Genomic DNA, 21,315 nt, shown 5'->3' with positions numbered 1-21,315 from the left:
CGAAGAAATGAAATCAGAGGAACTGCTGTGTATTGCGAGCTCGCTGTCCGAAGGAGACGAAATCGATGAACATCGGCGCAATAGGTAAGAAATTGGGCCAGCTCGTCATTGTGATCCTGATCGTCAGCTTCGGAACCTTCGTGCTGGCATCACTGATCCCCGGCGATCCCGCTGTCTCCGTTCTCGGTGAAGGCCGAACGCCTGCCGAGTACGAGGAAGTTCGGCAGCAGCTCGGACTCAACGATCCACTCCTGGTTCGCTATTGGGACTGGCTGGCCAGCGCTCTCCAGGGCGACCTCGGCAACTCGCTCGTTCCCCCGCAGCAGGACGTCCTCACCGCGATCAGTTCCGCTCTCCCCGTCAGCGTTCAGTTGGCAGTGATGGGTCTGGTCATCGCACTCGTCGTCGCAGTTCCGCTCGCACTCTGGTCGGCGCACCACGAAGGCGGCGTCATCGACCGCGTCATCAGCGCCGCGACGTTCGGTGTTCTTTCCGTCCCGAGCTTCCTCGCCGGTCTGTTGCTGATCATGGTCACCGTCAACTGGCTCGGCTGGTTCCCGCGATCACAGTGGGTGCGCATCGGCGACAGCCTGTCCGGAAACCTTTCACACGCAATACTTCCCGCGATCACCATCAGCCTCCTCGAGATGGCGATGTTCACTCGCGTTCTCCGATCCGACCTGGTGACGACGCTCCGTGAGGATTACATCCTCGCGTCGAAGGCCAAGGGAATGCCCACGCTGCGAGTGCTTTTCAGCGACGCGCTTCGCCCGTCGTCGTTCTCGCTCATCACGATGATGGGTCTGGCTCTCGGCGGCATGATCGGCAGCACCGTGATCGTCGAGACGCTGTTCTCACTGCCCGGAATGGGCACGCTCATCGTCCGCGCAGCGCAGCAGGGTGATTCGCCGATGCTGCTCGGCGCGGTGGTCGTGATCGCGGTCATCTACGTCCTCGTCAACAGTGCGATCGATGTTCTGTACACCTATCTTGACCCGAGGAGTCGTCGTGTCCATGTCTGAAGTGACGCCAGACGGAGCGGCCCCGTCGCCGGCCCCGTCCGAGGTGATGACATACCGGCAGCAGACAGTCCTGCTGGCTCCCGGTCCCGTCGAAACGCTGGAACAGCCCAAGAATCTGGTCCTGATCGGATCGATTCTCACAGTGGTCGGCGTTGCGCTGCTCGGCACCGCACTCTTCGGTTCAGCGATCATGATGACCGTCCGCATCGTGCTCGCGCTCGTTGCCCTGGTTTTCCTCTTCAAGGGTCTCGGCAAACTCGGTACGTCCAAGTGGGGCAGTCAGTTCGATCTCTCGTACTGGTTGGCGTGCATCTGGCTGGTCGCGCTGATCCTGGCCGCGATCTTCGCGCCGCTGCTGCCGCTCGGTGAGTACAAGGACACGGTCAAGACCTTGGCCGAGCCGGGCTTCGCATCGCCGAGCCTGCTCTCCGATCATCCGTTGGGTACCAACAACTTCGGTCTCGACCTGCTTGCCCGCGCCCTGTTCGGTGCTCGCGCCTCCTTGACTGTCGCCATCTGCGCCGTGCTGATCGGCATGATCATCGGTGGCACCATCGGCGTCATGGCCGGCTATTTCCGTGGCAAGGTCGACGCCGTGGTCGGAATCCTGACCAACTCGCTGCTGGCCATTCCTTCTCTGGTGCTGCTCATCGCACTGGCCGCGGTGCTCACGTCGAACCTGCGCAACATCACCCTCGCACTGTCGATTCTCTGCATTCCCAGCATGGTTCGAATCGCCAGGGCAAACACCATCGTCGTCGCCCAACGGGAGTTCGTGCTTGCCGCGAGAGCCATGGGCGCCACCAAATGGCGCGTCATCTGGCGCGAGCTGGTTCCCAACGTCCTCGTTCCCGTCGCCGCGCTCGGACTGGTGGCCGTCTCCGGCCTGATCGTCGCGGAAGCATCACTGAGCTTCCTCGGACTCGGTATCGCACAACCTGATCCGACCTGGGGCAACATGATTGCGGAAGGTCAGGGCGGGATCGTGGAGAAGCATCCGTTCATCGTCCTGGTACCAGGCGTCTTCCTCTTCCTGACGGTGTTCTCCTTCAACCTCATCGGCGAGAAGTATCGGAGTAAGCTGTGACCACTTCAGCTCAGAACGGCGTTCCGCTGCTGCAGGCGGACAACATCAGAACCGTATTCGCCACTCCCCGTGGCCAGTTGCGAGCAGTCGACGGTGTCTCGATCCACGTCTCCGCCGGCGAAACTCTCGGCATCGTGGGTGAATCCGGTTCCGGCAAGTCGGTTCTCGGGCGCACCATCATGGGACTGCTCCAGAAGGGTCCGGCTCTCGACATCAGCGGGACGGTGACGTTTGCCGGCCGCGACATGTCGACGATGAAGAAGTCGGAGATGAAGCACTTCTGGGGACCCGAGATCGCCATGGTCTTCCAGGATCCGATGACCTCGCTCAATCCGTTCAAGCGCATCGGTACCCACATCACCGAATCCTTGAAGTTCCACCTGGGTCTGAAGAAGGACGCGGCCCGCGATCGCGCAGCGGAACTCCTGTCGATGGTGGGTATCCCCGAGCCCAAGCGTCGGCTCGACCAGTACCCCCACGAACTTTCGGGCGGTATGCGACAGCGCGTGGTCATCGCGATGGCCCTGGCCTGCGAGCCGAAACTGCTGATCGCGGACGAGCCGACCACCGCTCTCGACGTGACGGTGCAGAAGCAGATTCTCGATCTGCTCGCCTCACTCAACGACAAGCTCAACATGGCCGTCATCCTGATCAGCCACGACCTCGGTGTGGTCTCGGGTCGATCGGACCGCGTTGCGGTCATGTACGCCGGTTCCGTCGTGGAAACGTCGGCGACCGAAGAGTTGTTCACTCGTCCTCGCCACCCGTACACCGAAGCGCTGATGGCCGCGATTCCGCGACTCGAGTCACCGACGCACACAGTGCTGCAGACAATTCCGGGCGGTCTCCCGGACATGACGAAGCCGATCACCGGTTGCCGCTTCGCGGCTCGCTGCCGGTACGCCCAGGACGACTGCCTGACCGGCGACCCGGCCCTGGCTCCCGGCGGACCGGGGGACAACACAACCGAAAGCCACACGTTCGCGTGCCACTACCCGGTCGACACCCCTGAAGGCACAACGGCATTGGTCGCCAACGAGAAGGCCGGCACTACCGCAGCGGGCCTGACGCTCGCGGTGAAGGAGATGGTCTGATGACTGCAGCAACCGATACCAGGCAGTCCGAGACGGTGGACGCGGCCTTGACGGTCGAGGACTTGGTCGTCGAATTCAACGTCGGCAAGGGCCAGACCGTTCACGCCGTGTCCGGGATCAGCTTCACCGTCGCTCCGGGCGAAACCTTGGGCGTGGTCGGTGAATCCGGCTGTGGCAAGTCCACGGCGGGCCGGGCGATCATGCAGTTGCCCTCACCGACGTCGGGCTCGATCCGCCTCGGAGAGACGGAAATGACGGCACTGGGCGCGGAAGAATTGCGTCGCAGCCGTACTCAGCTGCAGATGATCTTCCAGGACCCGATCTCCTCGCTGAACCCGCGACGCAAGGTCAAGGCTCTCATCACCGAGGGTCCGTCGATCTGGGGCGGAAAAGACAAGGCCGCCATCGAAGCTCGGGCGCGCGAGGTTCTTGCCGAGGTCGGGCTGGACCCGGACATGGTGTGGGACCGAACCCCACGCGAACTCTCGGGTGGTCAGTGCCAGCGCGTGTGCATCGCCCGCGCATTGATGCTCGACCCCAAGGTCCTGATCTGTGACGAGCCGGTCTCGAGTCTCGACGTCTCCGTGCAGGCGCAGATTCTGAACCTGCTCGAGGACGCGAAGAAGCGTCACGGGCTGTCGCTGCTGTTCATCGCACACAACATGGCCGTCGTGAAGAACATCAGCGACCGCGTGATGATCATGTACTTGGGCCGCGTCTGCGAAATCGTTCCCGCAGAAGACATGCAGAACCGCGCGCTGCACCCGTACACGCAGCTACTGCTGGCGTCGATTCCCGATCCCGACGCCACCGTCACCGCGGCGCAGAACGTCGAGCAGAAGGTCATCGAACTGCCGTCGCCGCTCAATCCGCCCAGTGGCTGCCGCTTCCGCACGCGGTGCCCGTTGGCCACTGATCTCTGCGCCGAGGAAGTTCCCGAGCTGCGTCTCGTCGAGGGCGGCCATCAGGTGGCGTGCCACCACGTGTGACTACACGCGAAGCATGTTGCGTACGTGACCGGTTTCGTTGATCGACCCGACCCTGCGGCTTCCGTTTCGCGACACGAGAATGCGCGTGACGGACACGTACTCGATCGGGAAGGTCAACGGGCGCTCCAGTCCGAGCAGTTCCTGCAGAACGATGTTGACGACGCCGCCGTGGCAGAAGATCGCCACGGTGGCGTCGTTGTCCGTTGCCGCGACTATCTCGTCGATCGCACCGAGGACTCGCGCACGAAAGGCGTCGCCGTCCACCGACTCGGGGAGCCAGCCGGCTTTGATGCGCGCATAGGTTTCCGGCGCCCGCTCCAGGACCTCGTGCATGGGGATGTAGTGCGGCTGCTCGTAGTCGTATTCCGCCAGACCCTCGCGCTGGGTGACCGGAAGGCCCAATATCTGCGCTACCGGGGCTGCGGTCTCGAGTGCGCGCTTTTGCGGGCTGCTGAAGAGTCCGGTGATCCGGTACGGCGCCAGTGCTGCGGGCAGCCGTAGTGCCTGGGCACGACCTTCGTCGGTCAGCGAGGGATCTGCGCGGCCTTCGGTGACCTCGGCCAGTTCGGGGAGCGCGTGTCGGATCAGGAGTAGTTGCACCTACGTCACCTTGCCATGTAGAGATCGAACGCCACCACGAGGTTTCGGCCGTCGCGTTTTGCCTGGTACATCGCGTTGTCGGCGATATCGAGCAGAGTCTCCATGCCCGGCATCGCGCGATCGGCCCAGGCGACGCCGATACTGACCGTTCCCGCGAAACCGCGAATGGATCGCGCGTGGGCCTCTTGCGCCTCTCTGATGCGCTCCGCGAGCTGGATGGCTTCCTCGAAGGTGCAGTCGGCGGCGGCGACGGCAAATTCTTCACCACCCAGTCGGCCGGAGAGTCCCAGCCCTTCGGTAGCGGCGAGGAGGGTGTTTCCGAACTGTTCGAGGACGGAATCGCCGGTGAGGTGGCCGAGGTTGTCGTTGATCGATTTGAAGTGGTCGAGATCGAGCATCATGACGGCGATTGGTCGTTGCGCCGCGTGCTGGGCGTCGAGGAGTTCCTGCGATTGGGTCCAGAACGCGTGGCGACTCAGCGTTCCGGTGAGGGCGTCGCATTCGGCGATGCGTTGGAGTTCTCGCTCAGCGCGCCGCTGTGCGCCAGTGGCGACGGCTACGGCGATGGGGGAGAGTGCCATCAAGATGACGGAGATCCGGGTGGTCACCCCCTCACTGAGTAGGTGCACCGGATCTGCCAGCGCCAGACGTCCCTTACCCGCCATGACCAGTGCCCACGCGCTCCATCCGGCTGCCAGGAGCGAGGTGCTGAACAGTGAGACACGCATTGCGCACCACAGGAGCGCCGGCATCGGCAGCAGCAGCGCAAGGGCTCCCTGGACCTCCAGGGCGAGTGGCAGACAGGCCAGGAGAGCGGCCAGAGGTGCCAGGATCTGTGCGAGCCGCCTCAAGCGCAGACTCTGCCGCACGGACGGCCCGCAGGTTCTTCGAATGTGTTCGAGCGTCGGTGCCGACAGAACGATCGGCAGCACGATCAGATACGTACACAGATCGGCGAAGAACCACCCCACCAATTCCGTTGCCGCACCGCTTCCTTCGTGGAGTTGAGTGCGTAGTGCGCTGGCGGACCCGGCCGTGAACGACGCCAGAACCGAGATGAGGAAGATTCTGGCCGTGTACTTCGTCTCGGAGATTCGCCGTGGAAAGCAGCCGAGCAAGTTCGCGGCGATCAATCCTGTCGTGACGCCGACCAGATTGATCGCATTCAGTTCGAAGGCCCTCTGCACGGGGCTTCCGGTCGCAAGATCCGCCGTCAGCAGCGCGGCGCCGCCGACAGCGAGTCCGATCGGCGCAAACGAGCGCGGGTTACGGAGGAGAATGCCCAGAAGGATCGCGTTGGCGGGCCAGAAGGTCGACAGAAAACCGGGCGGACGGGCGGCGATGCCCGCCAGGGCGACAACGAGGATCGCCACGAAAATCAGGCACGAGCGCACCCGACGTGTCGAACGGTCCATGGTCAGCCTGTCGTAGAAAGCAGAAGCTGTCCGAGACTAGCAATGATCCGGCTACTGTCCGAGTTGTAACTTTAAGTGTCATCCCCGACGGTTCGGCTGCGTGAGGCGCCGAATCAAGTTCGCCAACTCCTCGGGCTGATCGATCATCGCGTGGTGATGTGCCGGGCGCAGGACGTGAAAACTCCCGCCGAGGTAGGTGGCGAGTTTCTGCTGCTTTGCCATCCAGGCGATGGACCAGGGAGTGGTGTGGCCAGTGTGTGCGGCGACGACGCTGAGGTCGATGTCGGGCAGTGGATGCTTGCTCGAGCGTCGTAAAGCGGTGAGCTCCAGCGCCATATCGGTGTACGCGACGTATTCGATCATCGCCGCTTCCAGATAATGAGGCTCGCGGTAGATCTTCCGGACCCATTCGAGAGTGGCTTCGGACGACCCGCTCGGCGGCACGGACTGGTTGAGGATCTTGCGCGTCGTCGTACCGAGGAGTCGTTGGAGCCCGGTGGTGCTGAACGAAGCCGCGGCGGCTCGGGAGGCGATCAACAGCAGGTCGCGGGGGAAAAGACGCTTCGGCTCCTTCTCGGCACTGGAATCGAGGAGGAGCATCCCCGCAGCCCGATCGGGGAACAGGCGCGCGAAGCCTTCGACGTAGAAGCCGGCGATGGAGTGGCCGACGACGACGGCCGGACCACTCAGTCCCAGAGTGTCGAGCACGTCGCGGATCCGCTGAGCTTCGCCGCGGACGGTCGGAACTTCGGAAGTAGGCTCGCTGAGCCCGAAGCCCGGGCGATCGAAGCGGACGACGGTGTGGTCCGACTGAAGATGACGCGCGCAGTCATCCCAGTCGAACCAATTGCCCGCCAGCCCACCGCACAGGACGACGACGGGGCCGTCGCCCTCGGCAAGAACATGCAGTCGGCTCTCGCCGACCTGCAAGATCTCGCCCGGTGGTTTCACGTGGAACAATTCCGGCACGCGAGAATCCGGACTACTGACGCGGTTTCGCGAGGGGGAAGGCCAGCGTCTCGCGGATGCTGCCACCCGTGATCAGCATGACGATTCGGTCGACGCCCATCCCGAGACCACCCGTCGGCGGCATCGCGTGTTCGAGGGCTTGGAGGAAGTCTTCGTCCAATTCCATCGCTTCCGGGTCGCCGCCGGCCGCGAGCATCGACTGCTCGGTGAGCCGGTTGCGCTGATCCACAGGGTCGGTCAGCTCGCTGTACGCGGTTCCGAGTTCGACGCCCCACGCCACCAGGTCCCACTTCTCGGCAACGCCGGGGATGCTGCGGTGCGGCCGGGTGAGCGGCGACATCGAGGTGGGGAAGTTGGTGTAGAACGTCGGGAACTCCGTGTAGTCCTCGACCAGATGCTCGTACATTTCCTGCGCGATGGCGCCGGTATCCCAGCTGGACTGGTACGGGATCTCGTTGGCGTCGCACAGCTTCTGCAGGTCTTCGAGACTCGTTTCGGGGGAGACGTCGACGCCAAGTTTTTCGGCGACGGCGCCGTGCATCGTCTTCACCGGCCACTCGCCGGAGATGTCGACCTCGACCAGTTCGCCGTCCGGGCCGGGACGCATGATGATCTCGCGACCGAATGCTGCGACGGCCGCCGCCTGGATCAGCTCGCGGCACATCCGCATCATGCCCTCGTAGTCGCTGTGGGCTTCGTATGCCTCGAGGATCGTGAACTCGGGATTGTGTTTGAAGTCGACGCCCTCGTTGCGGAACACGCGGCCGATCTCGAACACCTTCTCCATACCGGCGACGCACAACCGCTTCAGGTACAGCTCGGGTGCGATGCGGAGATAGAGGTCGAGGTTGTACGCGTTGATGTGTGTCAGGAACGGAGCGGCATTCGCGCCGCCATGCACCTGCTGCAGAATCGGGGTCTCGACTTCGAGGTATCCGCGACCACCGAGTGAATCGCGCAGCGACTTCACGACGGCGCTTCGGGCCTCGAGCAGTTCGCGGGCCTTCGGGTTGAGGGCGATGTCGAGGTACCGCTGGCGGACGCGGGTCTCGGGATCCGAGAGGCCCTTCCACTTGTCCGGCAGCGGGTGCAGGCACTTGCCGTTCATGCGCCACTCGACGGCGATGAGCGACAGCTCGCCCTTGCGGCTGCGCCCGATGGTTCCGCTGACTTCGATCAGGTCACCGAGATCGAACTCGGCAGCGAACTCCGCCAACTTCTCGCGGCCGACGTTGTCCTGGTCGACCAGAACCTGGATGTCGCCGGACCAGTCGCGCACGTCCGTGAACACCACTCCGCCGTAGTCGCGGACCCGCAGGAGGCGTCCCGCGATTCGCACGCGGGTGCCCTCCGGTGACTTCGCTGCGGCCGCGATCGTGTGCGTCGGTGGATAGGCGACGGGGTAGGCGGCGATCCCTTCGTCGGCCAGTTGCGCGAGCTTGTTCATGCGCACGCGGACCTGCTCGGGTCGACGCGGACCGTTGGTCGTGAACGTCGGAGCCGAGTCCGGCGGGCTGCCGTCGGCATGCAGTCCTTCGGAAGTCACCAGAGCTGCCGGCACCGCCGCATGCGTGCCGGTGTGCTTGACGACCTGGCTGGACTTGCGCCCGAAACTGGGCAGCACCACAAAGCCTTCGGCGATGGCCGACGCGAATCCGACGCGCGGCAGTTCGCGGTTGTCCTCGAAGCAGAGGAAGCGCGGCGCCCAATCCGGCTGGTATTTCACGTTCGAGCGGTACAGCGCTTCGAGCTGCCACCAGCGGGAGAAGAAGACGAGCACCGAGCGCCAGATGCGGAGGATCGGGCCGGCGCCGATGCGCGAACCTTCCTCGAACACCGAGCGGAACACGGCGAAGTTGAGCGAGACTCGCACGACGCCGATCTCGTCCGAACGTGTGGCCAACTCCGAGACCATCAATTCGACGACACCGTTGGGCGCCGTCGGCTTACGGCGCATCAGGTCGAGCGAAACACCGTTCGGTCCCCACGGCACGAGCGAGAGCATGCCGACGACGCTTTCGTCCTCGGTGCCTTCACCCATGACGGCTTCGACGAGGAGGCAATCGCCGTCGAGGTGATCGCCCAGTCGGCCGAGCGCCATGGAGAAGCCGCGCTCGGTGTCGGTGTCGCGCCAGTCGTCGGCGCGGATGATGACGGCCGCCATGTCCTCTGGCGGGATGTCGCGATGGCGTCGCATCCGCACGGTGACGCCGTGACGCCTGACGCGGGTGACCGCCTGGCGCACCGGGCGCATGTCGCGTCCGTTGAGATTGAACTCGCGGGTGCGCAGGATCGCTTCGTCGCCGAGCTGCAGGACGCTCAGGCCCGCCTTCTTGTATGCCGTCGCCCCGGTTTCGCTGGCGCCCATGACGGCCGTCGCCCAGCCGTACTGCGACGCGAGCCCCTGCCACGCTTCGATGGCGTGCGGCCACGCTTCGGGATCACCGATGGGATCACCACTGGCGAGGCAGACGCCGATCTCGACGCGGTACGTGATCGCGGCCTTGCCGCTCGGCGCGAAGATGACCGCCTTGTCGCGGCGGGTGGCGAAGTAAGCGAGAGAGTCGTCGGCACCGAAGTTCTGGATCAACCCGCGGATCGCGGACTCGTCGTTTCCGGTGAGCGCGTTGTTGGAGCGTTGCGCGCGGAAGAGCGTCATGACGGCGGCGAGGAGCGCGATGGCGCCGAGCAGACCGAGGACCGTGTTGACGAAGACGCGCGGGTGGCCGTCGAACACCTCGTTGTCGACCGAAGCTGCAGCGGTGACGCGGTTCAGGGCCCAGAGGAATCGCTGGTTCTGCGGCAGGTCACCTGGGAAGAGTTCGACAAGGCCCCAACCGATCACGGTCGCGACAGCCATGCCGCCGATCAGCACGCCGAGTGCTTTCCAGCCGGCGCCCCGCCGTACGCGTGTGTAGAACTCGGGCCTCGCCGCGATGAGGATTCCGATCACGACAAGCAGAACGACAACCGCCACGGCGTTGTTCGGGTTCTTGTCGACGATCGCGGAGGCGATGTTGGTGAGGGTGATCAGTGACAGGTAGATCGTCAACAGCCACCAGGCGATGCGCTTGCGGCTCGCGAGGGCGGCGGCGAGCAGGGCGACGACGAGCGCCCACGACAGGCTCGTATCCGGTGCGTCGAAGTAGTAGCTGTCGATGTATTCGCGTGGGACGCGGAGGATGTGCCGCAGTACCGGCGAGATGCTCCACAGGAACACCAGTACGGAGAAGACTCCGAGGATCAGTCCCGAGATATGGGGAACCTGGCTGAACCGCCCTTTGCGGAATCGACGCGCCTGGCGCGGATTTTCGGGTGGCGATTCCACCAACTCTGCAGTGGTGTCCGATACCTCGGTCAATGGTGCCATCGAGCTTCCTCTCCTACCGGTCGATCAGATCCTCACGCTAAGTGTGGTCTGTCGTGTCCAGTTTTGTGGGAGGAGGAAGATGATTGACATGACCGACAACATTCCAGCAGTACCCATCCGCGACGAAATGATTCGGCTCGGTCAGTTTCTCAAGCTCGCGAACCTCATCGAATCGGGCGCGGAGGCCAAGGAAGTGATCGCCGACGGCATGGTTTCGGTCAACGGTGAGGTCGAGGATCGCCGTGGCCGTCAGCTTCGTGACGGCGATGTCGTCGAGATCGGCGGGATGGCCGCCAAAGTGGAAGCCCCCGCCTGATCCCGCGACTTCTGGCTAGCTTTCGCGAACGACGACGCCGTCCTGGTCGCTGTAAACGATCTCGCCGGGGTTGAAGGTGACTCCGCCGATTTCGATCGGCACGTTCTTCTCGCCCGAACCGGTTTGCGTGCTCTTGCGCGGGTTGGTGCCCAAAGCCTTGACGCCGATGTCGAGGGTGCGCAGGATCGCGGAGTCGCGGACGGCTCCGTTGACGATGACGCCTGCCCAGCCGTTGTCGACGCCGCGGCCGGCAATGATGTCGCCGACCAGCGCGGTGTGGATGCTCGCGTCACCGTCGACGACGAGGACTCCGCCGTTGCCCGGTTCACTGAGGGTCTGCTTCACGAGCAGGTTGTCCTGGAAGCACTTGATGGTCGTGATGGGGCCGGCAAAGACTTCACGTCCACCGAATTGGGTGAACTGCGTGTCGCAGCTACGGATGTCGGGTCCGATCTCGTCGGCAAGGTCAGCGGTCGCTACAGGCTCGGTCATGCCCCACAGGATAGTCGGCGAGGTTGGCGCCTAGTTGTCGTCGGGGAGTATGCCGTTCAGCACTATGTCGGCAAGAGAATCGGCAAACGGTCCCGGGTCCGAGACGTCACGAACCGACAGCGCGAAGATGGCTGCACCCGCCATGATGTCGAGAAGAGCGTCGGCGTCGACGCCGCTTCGGATGTCGCCGCGCTCTCTCGCCGCCTCGAGTCGACGGTTCAGCTCGACGCGGACTCCGGCCAGTTGCCGCACCACGAGAACGTCGCGTAATTCCGCGTTTGTTCGCACTTCGCTCATCAATCCGGGAGCAGCGGCTCGTGTGGCGGGAGCTGCGAACAGAGCAACCGCGCCGTGCACCAGCGCGCGGATCTGATCCGCGATCGTGCCCTCGGTGCCGAGTTCGGTGTCGATGTCCGCGCCCTGTTCGACGTCGAGTACGGGATAGATCGCGTCGTTGACGATGTGTGCCTTCGACGGCCACCGACGGTAGATGGCTGGACGCCCGACTCCCGCACGCGTGGCTATGGCGTCGATGGACGTGCCCGCGTACCCCTTTTCCTCCAACAGTTGCCTGGTCGCGTCCAGTACTGCGTCGTCGATTGCAGGGTTTCGCTGCGGGCCCAGGCGGTGCTGAGTTTCGGAATCTTTGGACATTTTGGGCAAATCCCTTGCGGTATCGCTGTGATGGCCGTTACATTCTGTCACGGCTTTAGTCGATACATATTGTATCGACAATCGGCACGTGCGCATCGGCGCCACCGAACCACGAGGAGTGGTGATGAACCTTCGAACCGAAACAGAAACCTCCGGCGAAGATCCCGACTACGCCGAATTTGCCAGGCCCGGCGAATCCCGCAACGACCCGGCGGAGATGCGGCGCAGCCTCGAAGGCTGGCTCGCGACCGTGCTGTGGCGAGGTTCGAAACCTTCCGTGACCTCGGTCGAGGTGCCGGCCGCGAACGGCATGTCCAACGAAACTGTGCTTTTCGATGCGACGTGGATCGAGGACGGGATTCGAGCCGAGCATCGCTTGGTCGCCCGTATCGCCCCGCGGGACAGTGCGGTACCGATCTTTCCGTCTTACAACCTGGACCAGCAGTTTCGGGTCATGAGCGCCGTCGCCGCTCACACGTCGGTGCCGATCCCGCGGGTGTACTGGTCCGAGAGCAACCCGGACGCGCTCGGCGGCGAGTTCTTCGTGATGGAACGGCGTGAGGGCGAAATCCCGCCCGATGTCATGCCGTACACGTTCGGATCCTGGCTCTCGGAAGCTTCGGCCGACGACTGTTCTCGACTCCAGCAGTCATCGGTCGGGGTGCTCGCCGAGCTACACGCTATGGCCGATCCGCACCTCGCACTCCCCGAGTTGTGCCGCGATGGTGCCGAACCGACTGGGGCAGAAGCACTTCGCGCGCACCTCGAGGACCAGCGGCGCTATTACGAGTGGGCAACAGCCGACGGACCAGGATCTCCTTTGATCGAGCGCGGTTTCGACTGGATCGAAGCGAACTTTCCCGTCGATGCCGGTTCCGCAGTGCTCTGCTGGGGTGACTCGCGGATCGGAAATGTCATCTACCGCGACTTCGAGCCGGCGGCGGTCCTCGATTGGGAGATGGCCACACTGGGGCCGCGTGAGCTGGACCTCGGCTGGATGATCTTCCAGCACAGGTTCTTCGAGGATCTCGCTGCCATGGCCGGACTCCCCGGAATGCCGGACTTCCTTCGTCGCGAGGACGTGGCAGAGGCCTACGGCTCGCTTTCCGGCCACCAGGTTGCGGATCTAGATTTCTACATCCTTTACGCCGCGCTGCGGCACGCGGTGATCATGTTCCGAGTCCAAAGCCGCGCAGTGGCTTTCGGTCAGGCCGAATTCCCCGACAACCCGGACGAGATGATCCTGCACCACAAAACACTCGAAGCCATGCTCGACGGCACCTATTGGGAGTCGCTCGCAACATCCCCGCTCACAACAGGAGATGCACGATGACACTGTCCCCGCTCGACGACTACCCGGTACATCAGATCGCCGAGACCATCCGCCACGTGGGCACCTCGGATCGAAACTTCTACGACCGCTACTACTTCAACTGCCATGCAGGCGTCGACGGCGACACCGAGCCACTGTTTCTCATCATCGGTCTCGGTCAGTACCCCAATCTTGGTGTATGCGACGGCTTTGCGGTTCTTCGGCGCGGCGATGACCACATAGTCTTCCGGGCATCTCGCGCCTTGGACGACGATCGTATGGACCTGTCAGTAGGCCCGTTGAGGATCGAGATCATCGAGGGCCTGCACCGCCTACGTGTGGTGTTGGACCCGAGTCCCGAAGCGCCGGACCTGAGCTTCGACCTCACCTTCGAGTCCGACGGCCCCGCCAATCTCGAGGCCAGACATTTCCATCGCCAGCTCGAACGAGTCACCTTCGATACTCAACGATTCGTGCAGACCGGAGCATGGTCCGGATCCTTGACCGTCGACGGCGACGCCATCCCGGTCACCCCGGAGACGTGGCGGGGTAATCGCGATCGGTCCTGGGGTGTGCGACCGGTCGGCGAAGCGGAACCGCCTGGACGCAAGGCAGATCCGGCGATAGCCGGCAGTCAGAACTTCTTCTGGATTTACTCGATCATGCAATTCGGCGACTTCACCATCGTCACGATCGTTCAAGAAGATCAGCAGGGACGCCGAATCCTCGAAGATGCGACTCGCGTCTGGGCGGACCGCTCGCGCGAGCCGGAGTGGTTGGGTCGACCGGACCACCAGCTCACCTTCATTTCCGGTACTCGCGAGGTGAAGAGCGGAACTCTGTACTTCCGGCGCCCCGGTGCACCAGGCGAATCCGACCACATCCTGGAGATCACCTGCGAACCGATACTGCCCAACTACATCGGTGTCGGCACGGGCTACGGACTCGAGCAGGATTGGCGCCACGGGATGTGGCAGGGCGAACTGGTGGTTCAAGGCCTGCGGGAAAAGGTTTCGGACATCGAATTGTGGAAGAAGATGCTGTGCCCGGTCGACAACCTGGCTCGGTTCACCCTCGTCGAGGACGGCGTAACCCGCACCGGGACAGGCCTGTTCGAGGTAGCAGTCATCGGACCTCACCAGCGATACGGATTTACCGGCATCGGTGATGTCGCTCCGTAACTCCAGATCACCACACCACAAATCCCAAACTGCAGAGAGAGGCACTGCCACATGTCCACACGCACACGAATGTTGTTCGCTCGCACTGCAAAGGCCGCCGCATTAGTCGTTACAGGTGGTCTGATGTTTGCTGCTCCCGCCACGGCAATCCCGCTCGACCTGGGCTCTCTCAACACAGGCTCGCTTGGAGCGGTCGATCTCGGCTCGCTCGATCCTGTCCTCGCGCCGACACCGAATTTGGCCTCCGTGGCCAACTTTCGCGACGTCGCCGGCAACGACGGTAGGGGATACACCACCGTCGACGGCTCACACCTCAAGCGCGGCGTCATCTACCGGTCCAATGCGCTGACCGCGACCACCGACGCAGACAAGACGACACTCACCGGCCTCGGACTTGCCGACGCCTATGACCTGCGCGGCGCAACCGAGATCTCCAACCCGTTCATCGGTGGCGCGGACAAACTCCCGGACGGTGTGACGTACACGAACATCCCCATCGAGTTCAAGGATCTCACCCAGCTCGCGACGACGATCAAGTCGCCGGAGGAGGCCAAGCAGTTCTTGGTCGACACCAACCGCAGTTTTGTCACCGATCCCGTTCGCCGTGCCGGCTTCAAGCAGGTCCTCTCGGACATCGCTGCGAGTGACGGGGTGCAGTTGTTCCATTGCACCTCAGGCAAGGACCGCACGGGTTGGACCGCGATGTTGCTGCAGTCCATCGCCGGTGTCCCCGCCCAGACGATCATGGACGACTATCTGTTGAGCAACACCTACCTTCAGGCGACCAACGAGAAGATCCTTGCGCAGATCTCTCAGGCCCTGAGCCCGCAGGTAGCGACCAATCTCGAACCGGCCCTAGGTGTCGACGCTTCGTACCTGGAAGCTGGACTCGCGCAGATAGCCAGCGATTACGGAACCGTCGACGGTTATCTCACCGAAGGTCTCGGACTCACTGCGGACACGATCGCACTTCTGAAGGCCAAGCTCGTCGACTAGTTGCGGGCCGCTAAAACGCTTGAACGAACGAGTACCAGTCGCCGTCGAACTCCTGGTATCCGATCTCGCCGTCGCGGCGGGGCTTGCCGAGATATGGTGCGCCGTCGGGTAAGTACGCCAATCCGATCGAATCGATCAGACCGCCCTCGATGTGGAAGCGACACCCGTTGCCGACGGGCCAGACCTGCAGGACCCGGTAGACGCCAATTGTTCGGTTTTCCAACGACTTCTGGCAATCCGCGGCCACTGCTTCGAGCGAATCTTTCGACAATGCAAACGCAACATGCGAAGGGACGGACAAGGTCACGAGCGCACCGGTGACGAGCACGATCACCGGCGCGATCGTGCTCAAACGCAGAGTTTTGTACTTCATCCAGCCAATCAGGCTGAGTATCAACCACACTCCGCCCAAACCGAGCAGTACTGAGGCTGCGAGCGCAAAGAACGGAAAGTACACAACCGGCGGCATGAAGGACCACACGATGACGCCGCATGTGAGAGTGACAAGCACTGCGGTGACAATCGCTGTCACCTTCCACCAGGATGCCGGACCTCCACGCTCAGTTGTCGGATCACCGTCAGTCATCGGACAACCCTTGCACAACGCGGTAACTGCGGAGCGGCAACGAATGGAATTGTTCCACTGATTTACGTCGGGGTCGTCCTGCGTGGATCCGAAAATTGAACACTTTCGGCCCGGTCAGTGCGCTGACGCCTGAGGGTATGGTCGGATTGTGAACCAGGATCTGATCATTCGCCGCTACGTATCCTCGGATGAGGATGTGGTCGTCGACTTGTGGTCGCGCGCTGCCCGTGAAGCCCACCCGTTCCTTGCGGGTGAGGGAACGGGCGAACGGGAGCAGAAGATGCGAGAGGTTTATCTGATTCAGGCCGACAATTGGGTCGCTGAGCACAACTCCGCTGTCGTTGGACTGTTGGGAATGATCGGCTCCGAAATCGGGGGACTGTTCGTCGCGCCGGCGTCACAAGGGTTGGGCGTCGGGCGGGCGTTGGTCGAACACGCCACAACCATGCACGGCGAGGTGACACTCGAGGTCTACACCCTCAACGATCGCGCCCGCAGGTTCTATGCGCTGATGGAGTTCGAAGAAGAGGGGCGTCGACACGACGCCGAGACGAACCATGAATTGATCACCCTGCGTCGCGCGGGTCGAGGCTCTTCCCTTTCCCAGGCATGAGAATTACGGATCAGCCCAGCACGGGCCTGACATTGTGCACAGATCTGGCGGCTACCGATTGGCTGGTCGATCAGGATCTTCCTTGGTATCAGTTGGCGGGGCGCGGCCCGATCGGATTTCCGAAGTATGCGCGCTTACGGTTCATCCCCGATCCGAGCTTTCCCGGTCAGAAATCCAATGATGTCGACTTCGATCAAACCGGGCCGGAAGAGAAAGTGCTGATCGGCTTCGCCCTGGATGTGTTGTCCAGTTACACAACCACACCCGACGAGTGCTATTTCTGCATGTGGACCGGGTGGGGGTCGGCAGTCGGTGATGACGTTCCGCGGTTCGAGATCCCCAATCGTGACTACTGGCTCTTTCGTGGAACGCTTGCCGACTACGCCGATTGGAGCGTGGAAAACTCAGCTCGTTGGCCGTGGGGTTCTTCCCCTGATCCGGCCTTCATCTGGCCGGCTGATCATTCCTGGTGCATAACCAATGATGTCGATCCACATTTCGCGACCATTGCGGCCCCCGAGGAGGCCATCATTCGAATTGTGGCTGATTCGCGGATCGACGCCGTGCTCGACGACCCGGATATCGATCCGCCGTATTGGCACTGACGCCCGATCACTTCCAAGTCTCGAGTTCGACTACCAGCGTGTTCCAGCGGACGCCGAAATCGGTAGGTACCCAACTCGTCTCGCAGTACACCGTCGGCCCGTCGAAGACGACGTTGAAGAGACCGGGATGAATTGTCGTCAAGAGTGTTTCGTGTTGAACGAGGTGGCCGGGCCGCTCTTTCACCCGCACGCGCCCGGTGGGCTGAGTGCGGTATCGAGTCCAGAGGTAGCGATCCCACACCAGGCAGCCTCTCAACCGCGTCTTGCCGACGGCTCCGACATCGTCGCCGATCAGTGTCGTAAATCCGTTTCTGAGATGGGCTATGTGCTCAGTGCGGCCGTCGATTGTCACGGTCGCGATGCGTGCATCGATTTCGCAGCAGACCTCGGCGGGAAGGTCCAACATTTCGGGACTGGCCCAATAGGTCGTCGGTTCGCAAGTATCGCCAGGCATGGGGGTGTCGCGCCACGGTTCGAGATCCTCGAGCATCCAGAGTTGCGCCACCGTGCAAGTATCCCAGGTGCTTACGCTTGGGCCTGCTGGTCTGCCTGCAGGTGCTTGACCGGGCATCCCGTGGGGAAGGTGCCGAGGTCTTCGACCTTGTAACCGTTCGGGTAGCTGCGGATGTTGGGCAGCTCGCGGGCGAATTTCCGCTTCGTACGCACGGGGAAGAACCGCAGCAGGCGCGCGCGGACCTTCAGCGCACCGCGTGAGACGACGCGCATCGCAGTGCTCGGGTGCTTGTAGTGGAAGGCGTCGAGTAGGTGATCGTCCATGAGCGCGAAGGCGAATCCCTTGACCAGAGCCTTTGGTGCCAGGTTGTTGGGCGGGAAGGTGCACATCAGGTCGAGGGTGGAATCAGCGACGGCTCGGGCGCCGGGATCGAATGAAAAGTGTTCGCGCTCATAGTCGTCGAGAAGTTTGACGAAGCCCTCGTAGGTGTCCGGCGTGTCTTTGATGTTCATGTACCGACCCAGGTGGCGGTAATAATTCGTCGACCCGACGATCTCGTTGTCGGTCATCTTCCGCCAGCCGTACTCGTCGAGCCATCTGACCGGCGTGACGACGAAGGTGGCCAGGACATAGAGCATGTCGTCGTTGGAGATGTCGTACGAGCCGTGCATCTGATTCATTCGACGCACGCTCTTGCGGCCTTCGGTGCTGCTGAGGCCGTGCTCGAGGATGGCGTCGAGGATCAGGCTGGTGTCGTCGTAGCGCTTCTGAACCTTGTCGGTGAACTCGCCTGTGGAGAAGAGGAGCTTGCCGATCGAGGGGACAGCGTATGTGCGGAACAGTGCGAAGCTGAGCGCCTGATTGATGTCCCAGGGAAACTCTTGCGCCGCGAGAATGCGCGACATCTCTTCGTAATCGGTTTCGGGATCGAGTTGATCCGTGCGACTGCGGAGGTCGTAGCGCTTCATCTGAACACTCCCTGGGACTGGTCTGCGCGCGGCAGAGATAGGTGTGAGCTGCACCACCGACTGTAGTTCTGACAACACGCGTTGTCTAGGGGGTGTGAATAGTCGTCTTTCCTTCGTTTCGGGCGTTGTACCAGGGGTATCCGGAAAGTGTTGTCGACCCGAGGAGCAGCTATGAGCGTCACACGCACGGCCGGGGTTTTTGCGGCCATCGGACTACCGATTGCCGCGAGCGTCATGTTCGCCGGAGTCGCCTCGGCTGATCCGCCCCACCCTTTCGGCGGCGCCGCCGTCACTATCGGGTGCCCGAATCAGGGGTCACTGGCCTCGTTGACCGGGCTCACCGGCCAGTCCGGACCAGAGTCCAATCCGCCCATCGCCAAGGGTGATATTCGCTTCGATTCGTTCCCGGCCGCTGCACCCATCCCGGCGGCGGGTCAGGTGACTGTTGCTTGGGTCAACACCGACACGGGCAAGTCCGGAATCGTCGACCTGGTCGGTACCTATCCGTACCTGTCCGCGACGGTGAACACCGGCGTCGGCAATGTCGTTGCGACGGCGTTCGGTTCGATCAACTGGGGCAGTAGCCCCATCTGCCAGTCGAATCCGACGATCGGCAGGTTCATAGCCTGATCTTGAGCCTGATCGTCACAGCCTGAACGGGCACAGGGTTGGCGGTATCGCGTGATTATCTGTCATCTCGGAGATACCGCCGGGTCCGCCCCATCCCATATTCTGAAACATGTTAGGTGAAAGCATATTTCAGGGATGGAAAAGGTGGCGACGTGAACGGGTCGAGCGCGCGTCAGTTGATGAGCCAGATGCTCGTCGAAAAACGAAACAGTCTTGCGCCCGAAAAGTTCGGCATGCGCTGCGAGGGTGCTCGCCGAATGCACGGCCTCAGTCGGCGCGATGTCGCGCAGATTGCCGACATCAGCTTCAATCACTATCAGCGGCTGGAACAGGGTACGTCCGTTGGTGTTTCGGCTCCGGTTATCGTGAGGATCTGCGACGCCTTGTTGATGGAAGACGACGAGAAGGCGCGCATGCTGGCATTGCACCAGGTATGGGCGCGCCCTCGTCGACCGCTGGCTGGATCCCGAGTTGCCGGATCTCAGGCTGCCGGTGAAATCTCCGGCAGGCAGCGGGCCCGTTCGTCCGGCGTGTAGAAGAAACTCCCGGCGCTCACCGGAGCGCACGGGGCAGCAAATGCTGTCTCGCGCTCGTTGTAGAGCATTCGGACCAGACGCTTACCCTCCGGTCCGGCGTAGACGTCCCACTGCACGTTCGCAGCCATCGGGCTGACCTGTGATCCGCGCCAGGGGTTGTTCGCATAGGTGTAGAGGTCGCCCTCCGCCTGCGAGACGGTGCTTCCCGGCAGTTTCAAGAGTGCTGCGAAGGGGATGATCGTTTCTGCGTGTGCAAACCGGAAATCCGCTCCCGGGACGGCGTCGTCGCCGGTATGTTTCTGCAGGCCGCGCAGGAACTCGTCGCGCAGGACAGTTGCCATCCGGTAGGTGACGTCTTCACCGGTGAAGCCCGGGCCCTTGGCGTAGAAGTCCTCGGCATCGTTCGTGTATGCGAGCCACTGCGCGTCAGCAGGTTCGATGAACCGCTCGAAATTCCACTTGCCTTCTTCGGCCATGCCCGGAGTGAGGATGTACGTGTTGTACAGCATGTACGCGGCGTCGACTTCGTTGTCGATCGTGCTGGAACCCTTGCCACGGTCGACGAGTGAGAACTCGCCCGCACTCAGCCGGTTCACGAAGTCCTCCGAGTAGAGCCTGAGCATCATGTGCCGCGAGACTTCGCGGGTGCGGGGAAGATCGGCGATCTGGTCGTCGACGGCTTTCAGTCGAGGATCGGACTCTTCGTAGTCCTTGTAGTCGGCGTTTGCATCCGAGTCGTGGAAGTAGAGAAGGTCGGCATCCGTGGTCACCGGTGCAACATCGCCGGCGACGGCTGGAAACGCACCGGTCAGCCCTTGCGCGAAGTTCTCGGCGCTGTCCACGGCACGGTCCACACCCGACGAGGTCAAGGTGATGGTGCCCTGTTGCGCTGCGATGGCGTCGAACAGTTGGGGGAGGCGTTCAGTGACCCGCGCGCCGAGCTGTCTGTGTTCGGTGATCCCGCGTCCGCTGAGGTTGCCGTACCCCAGCTTCTTGTTGGCGGCCATGAGATCACGGAGGGCCGGGCCGAATTCCTTGCCGACGGGAGTCAATGCGTTCTCGGCTTCGGCGATTTCCCACAGCTGCAGGCTCAGGTCGTCGTACTTCAGGCTCGACAGTGCTCTGGAACCATGGCGCGCAACACTTTCCGTGTACACGGGGGAGTATCCCGTCGGCGGCGCCTGATAGTCGGCGATGCGCTGGCCGGGAGTGTAGGGCGTCTTGGACGTGAAGCCGCCGTCGCTGACGGTTGGTATCTCTGTCGAACCGGAGCTCGAACCGGCGTCGAGCGAACCGAACGGTGACGCCGTGGCGATGGACTGGACGCTGCTGGTGACAAGCACTAGTCCGACAGCGCCGGCAGCGGCCAGCACGCCGAAGCGTGAGCTTCGCATGGTGAGTTGATCCTCTCCGTCGGTGCCGAGGT

General features: G+C 62.7%; 22 protein-coding genes. 12 read left to right on the top strand and 10 right to left on the bottom strand.

The features are described from left to right. The first annotated feature begins 65 nt into the window (after nt 1-65). The 4 genes from QRN54_RS21935 to QRN54_RS21920 are packed head-to-tail and all read left to right on the top strand — an operon-like array spanning nt 66 to nt 4,192. Nucleotides 66-1,022, top strand: a complete 957-nt coding sequence (locus QRN54_RS21935; protein ID WP_285183071.1) for an ABC transporter permease — start codon at nt 66-68, stop codon at nt 1,020-1,022. Further along, complete coding sequence (locus QRN54_RS21930) at nt 1,015-2,109, top strand: ABC transporter permease (protein WP_007735813.1); 1,095 nt, start codon at nt 1,015-1,017, stop codon at nt 2,107-2,109. Before QRN54_RS21935 ends, QRN54_RS21930 begins: the two co-directional genes overlap by 8 nt. Beyond that, nucleotides 2,106-3,203 (top strand): ABC transporter ATP-binding protein, encoded by a 1,098-nt coding sequence (locus tag QRN54_RS21925; RefSeq protein WP_003943600.1) that lies wholly within the window; start codon nt 2,106-2,108, stop codon nt 3,201-3,203. The genes QRN54_RS21930 and QRN54_RS21925 overlap by 4 nt, the downstream gene beginning before the upstream one ends. Beyond that, a complete protein-coding gene (locus QRN54_RS21920; RefSeq protein WP_042920668.1) occupies nt 3,203-4,192 on the top strand; it encodes an ABC transporter ATP-binding protein in 990 nt (329 codons plus the stop codon). The genes QRN54_RS21925 and QRN54_RS21920 overlap by 1 nt, the downstream gene beginning before the upstream one ends. On the opposite strand, the gene QRN54_RS21915 is transcribed toward QRN54_RS21920, so the two are convergent. The 4 genes from QRN54_RS21915 to lysX all read right to left on the bottom strand — a co-directional run bounded on the left by QRN54_RS21915 (nt 4,193) and on the right by lysX (nt 10,546). Continuing rightward, the gene (locus tag QRN54_RS21915; RefSeq protein ID WP_003943544.1) at nt 4,193-4,792 is read right to left on the bottom strand and encodes a histidine phosphatase family protein; all 600 of its coding nucleotides are present in this window, start codon (nt 4,790-4,792) and stop codon (nt 4,193-4,195) included. Between the two features lie 5 nt (nt 4,793-4,797). After that, nucleotides 4,798-6,207 (bottom strand): GGDEF domain-containing protein, encoded by a 1,410-nt coding sequence (locus QRN54_RS21910; protein WP_003943555.1) that lies wholly within the window; start codon nt 6,205-6,207, stop codon nt 4,798-4,800. A 78-nt stretch (nt 6,208-6,285) separates the two neighbouring features. Beyond that, nucleotides 6,286-7,176, bottom strand: coding sequence for an alpha/beta fold hydrolase (locus QRN54_RS21905; protein WP_007735816.1), 891 nt, complete (start codon nt 7,174-7,176; stop codon nt 6,286-6,288). Nucleotides 7,177-7,189: 13 nt separating this feature from the next. Then, the gene (lysX, locus tag QRN54_RS21900) at nt 7,190-10,546 is read right to left on the bottom strand and encodes a bifunctional lysylphosphatidylglycerol synthetase/lysine--tRNA ligase LysX (RefSeq protein ID WP_003943575.1); all 3,357 of its coding nucleotides are present in this window, start codon (nt 10,544-10,546) and stop codon (nt 7,190-7,192) included. Between the two features lie 88 nt (nt 10,547-10,634). Between lysX and QRN54_RS21895 the strand changes: the two genes are divergently transcribed. Then, nucleotides 10,635-10,862 carry an RNA-binding S4 domain-containing protein gene (locus QRN54_RS21895; RefSeq protein ID WP_003943569.1) on the top strand — a complete coding sequence of 76 codons (228 nt, stop codon included), beginning with the start codon at nt 10,635-10,637 and terminating at the stop codon, nt 10,860-10,862. A gap of 15 nt (nt 10,863-10,877) precedes the next feature. On the opposite strand, the gene rraA is transcribed toward QRN54_RS21895, so the two are convergent. Both rraA and QRN54_RS21885 read right to left on the bottom strand, forming a co-directional pair. Then, nucleotides 10,878-11,354 carry a ribonuclease E activity regulator RraA gene (gene rraA, locus QRN54_RS21890; protein WP_003943552.1) on the bottom strand — a complete coding sequence of 159 codons (477 nt, stop codon included), beginning with the start codon at nt 11,352-11,354 and terminating at the stop codon, nt 10,878-10,880. A gap of 30 nt (nt 11,355-11,384) precedes the next feature. Beyond that, nucleotides 11,385-12,008 (bottom strand): TetR/AcrR family transcriptional regulator, encoded by a 624-nt coding sequence (locus QRN54_RS21885; RefSeq protein ID WP_208689992.1) that lies wholly within the window; start codon nt 12,006-12,008, stop codon nt 11,385-11,387. A gap of 124 nt (nt 12,009-12,132) precedes the next feature. On the opposite strand from QRN54_RS21885, the gene QRN54_RS21880 reads away from it, so the two are divergent. The 3 genes from QRN54_RS21880 to QRN54_RS21870 are packed head-to-tail and all read left to right on the top strand — an operon-like array spanning nt 12,133 to nt 15,497. After that, nucleotides 12,133-13,341, top strand: coding sequence for a phosphotransferase family protein (locus QRN54_RS21880; RefSeq protein ID WP_285183070.1), 1,209 nt, complete (start codon nt 12,133-12,135; stop codon nt 13,339-13,341). Then, the gene (locus QRN54_RS21875) at nt 13,338-14,501 is read left to right on the top strand and encodes an Rv3169 family protein (RefSeq protein WP_285183069.1); all 1,164 of its coding nucleotides are present in this window, start codon (nt 13,338-13,340) and stop codon (nt 14,499-14,501) included. The genes QRN54_RS21880 and QRN54_RS21875 overlap by 4 nt, the downstream gene beginning before the upstream one ends. A 51-nt stretch (nt 14,502-14,552) precedes the next feature. Beyond that, nucleotides 14,553-15,497, top strand: a complete 945-nt coding sequence (locus QRN54_RS21870) for a tyrosine-protein phosphatase (RefSeq protein WP_162114214.1) — start codon at nt 14,553-14,555, stop codon at nt 15,495-15,497. A gap of 10 nt (nt 15,498-15,507) precedes the next feature. Here QRN54_RS21870 and QRN54_RS21865 read toward each other — a convergent pair whose 3' ends face one another. Continuing rightward, the gene (locus tag QRN54_RS21865; protein ID WP_064113858.1) at nt 15,508-16,083 is read right to left on the bottom strand and encodes a hypothetical protein; all 576 of its coding nucleotides are present in this window, start codon (nt 16,081-16,083) and stop codon (nt 15,508-15,510) included. A gap of 148 nt (nt 16,084-16,231) precedes the next feature. Here QRN54_RS21865 and QRN54_RS21860 point away from each other — a divergent pair, with 148 nt between their 5' ends. Continuing rightward, nucleotides 16,232-16,696 (top strand): GNAT family N-acetyltransferase, encoded by a 465-nt coding sequence (locus QRN54_RS21860; protein ID WP_064442919.1) that lies wholly within the window; start codon nt 16,232-16,234, stop codon nt 16,694-16,696. Then, the gene (locus QRN54_RS21855) at nt 16,693-17,301 is read left to right on the top strand and encodes a hypothetical protein (RefSeq protein ID WP_003943589.1); all 609 of its coding nucleotides are present in this window, start codon (nt 16,693-16,695) and stop codon (nt 17,299-17,301) included. Before QRN54_RS21860 ends, QRN54_RS21855 begins: the two co-directional genes overlap by 4 nt. 7 nt (nt 17,302-17,308) lie before the next feature. On the opposite strand, the gene QRN54_RS21850 is transcribed toward QRN54_RS21855, so the two are convergent. Both QRN54_RS21850 and QRN54_RS21845 read right to left on the bottom strand, forming a co-directional pair. Continuing rightward, nucleotides 17,309-17,806, bottom strand: a complete 498-nt coding sequence (locus QRN54_RS21850) for a hypothetical protein (RefSeq protein WP_064442920.1) — start codon at nt 17,804-17,806, stop codon at nt 17,309-17,311. 20 nt (nt 17,807-17,826) lie between these two features. Beyond that, nucleotides 17,827-18,723, bottom strand: coding sequence for an oxygenase MpaB family protein (locus QRN54_RS21845; RefSeq protein WP_007735854.1), 897 nt, complete (start codon nt 18,721-18,723; stop codon nt 17,827-17,829). Between the two features lie 171 nt (nt 18,724-18,894). On the opposite strand from QRN54_RS21845, the gene QRN54_RS21840 reads away from it, so the two are divergent. Together QRN54_RS21840 and QRN54_RS21835 are read left to right on the top strand one after the other, a co-directional pair. Continuing rightward, nucleotides 18,895-19,353: a hypothetical protein gene (locus tag QRN54_RS21840; RefSeq protein ID WP_003943607.1), complete on the top strand. Its 459-nt coding sequence runs from the start codon at nt 18,895-18,897 to the stop codon at nt 19,351-19,353. 152 nt (nt 19,354-19,505) lie between these two features. Further along, on the top strand, nt 19,506-19,889 hold the full coding sequence (locus tag QRN54_RS21835) for a helix-turn-helix domain-containing protein (protein ID WP_285183068.1): 384 nt from the start codon (nt 19,506-19,508) through the stop codon (nt 19,887-19,889). On the opposite strand, the gene QRN54_RS21830 is transcribed toward QRN54_RS21835, so the two are convergent. Then, nucleotides 19,835-21,283 (bottom strand): histidine-type phosphatase, encoded by a 1,449-nt coding sequence (locus QRN54_RS21830; RefSeq protein WP_285183067.1) that lies wholly within the window; start codon nt 21,281-21,283, stop codon nt 19,835-19,837. The two genes, QRN54_RS21835 and QRN54_RS21830, sit on opposite strands and share 55 nt — an antisense overlap. Nucleotides 21,284-21,315: the final 32 nt, after the last annotated feature.

It is taken from the genome of Rhodococcus sp. MEB032 (genome assembly GCF_030208925.1).
Lineage (GTDB): Bacteria > Actinomycetota > Actinomycetes > Mycobacteriales > Mycobacteriaceae > Rhodococcus_F > Rhodococcus_F qingshengii.
The sequence above is the reverse complement of the archived record's forward strand: the minus strand, read 5'-3'. Positions and strand labels throughout refer to the sequence as shown.